This window comes from Vibrio sp. YT-18 (assembly GCF_033337345.1).
In the GTDB taxonomy this organism is placed as follows: Bacteria; Pseudomonadota; Gammaproteobacteria; order Enterobacterales; family Vibrionaceae; genus Vibrio; species Vibrio alginolyticus.
The window spans coordinates 1-1,253 of sequence record NZ_JAWOQO010000146.1 but is presented as its reverse complement, the minus strand read 5'-3'; the positions used below and the strand labels follow the sequence as shown (position 1 = coordinate 1,253).

At 45.4% G+C, this 1,253-nt stretch carries 1 protein-coding gene and 1 pseudogene; both read right to left on the bottom strand.

The genetic code is table 11. The annotated features are described in order from the left end of the window. Positions 1-222 precede the first annotated feature (222 nt). On the bottom strand, positions 223-648 hold the full coding sequence (gene ndk, locus R7M72_RS25025) for a nucleoside-diphosphate kinase (RefSeq protein ID WP_318056448.1): 426 nt from the start codon (positions 646-648) through the stop codon (positions 223-225). Between the two features lie 86 nt (positions 649-734). Beyond that, a pseudogene (locus R7M72_RS25020) lies at positions 735-1,253 on the bottom strand (aminopeptidase PepB); the annotation flags it as partial.

The window sequence follows — 1,253 nt, the reverse complement described above, 5'->3', positions numbered from 1 at the left end:
CATGTTGCCTCTCAATGACTGAAACAAGAATAAGGGCGCGAATTGTACAGCCTTTATGCAGCTACAACAAGAGGTCTAAAACCCTGTCTTTGCTAAGGCATTAAAAACACATTGGTTAAATATCAAACAACCTCACCAATGCATCTTCGAACTGTTTCGATAATAAAAAGCCCCGGAATTATCCGAGGCTAACTATCTTTACGAGCACAAACTAACTACCGATTAGCGAGGGCAAATTTCTGACTCAGGGAAGAAGAACTCAATCTCACTAGCCGCTGATTCAGGACTATCTGAACCATGAACAGAGTTATGACGCATGCTTAGCGCGTAATCTGCGCGAAGTGTGCCTGCTGCCGCTTCTTCTGGGTTGGTTTTACCCATCAATTCGCGGTAACGTGCAATCGCATTTTCGCCTTCCAACACTTGAACCATAATAGGGCCAGAAGTCATGAACTCTTTTAGAGGTTGGAAGAATTCTTTACCTTCATGTTCTGCGTAAAAGCCGCTCGCCTGCTCTTCAGTCAGGTGAACCATTTTCGCAGCAATAATACGTAGGCCTGCCTTCTCGATTCGATTGTAGATTTCACCGATCAGGTTTCTTTCCACAGCGTCAGGCTTAACAATGGAAAACGTTCTTTCTAGAGCCATAAAGTTTCCTTTTTGTACTTGTAATAATAGTGTTTAAAAGTGACTTACTTGACTACGGCAGCGCCTAACTGACGCCACCATAAATATTATTTTTCTGCTTGCTCATTAAGAAGGCGAGCAAGAGTGCGGACACCCATACCAGTAGCGCCAGCCGCCCACTTGTCTGATGCAGACTTACGGTAAGTACCAGCACAGTCGAAGTGCAACCAGCCTTTTTTGTAGTCTTCAACAAAGTAAGACAAAAATGCAGCAGCGGTACTTGCGCCTGGACTGTAGTCTCCAGAGCTGATGTTCGATAAATCAGCGAAGTTTGACGGCAACATACCACGGTGGAAATCAGCCAGAGGCAGTGGCCACAGGCCTTCTTTCTCTTTGTTTGCTGCGGTTAGCGCTTGATGAGAAAGTTCATCATCAAAGCTCATTAACGCGTGGTAGTCGTTACCCAATGCATTTTTCGCCGCGCCGGTTAACGTTGCGCAGTCGATGATCAACTCAGGGTTATGCTCGCTTGCATAGATAAGACCATCGGCAAGTACCAAACGACCTTCTGCATCGGTGTTCATGATCTCAACAGTCTTACCATTTTTGTAAGTGATGATGTCGCC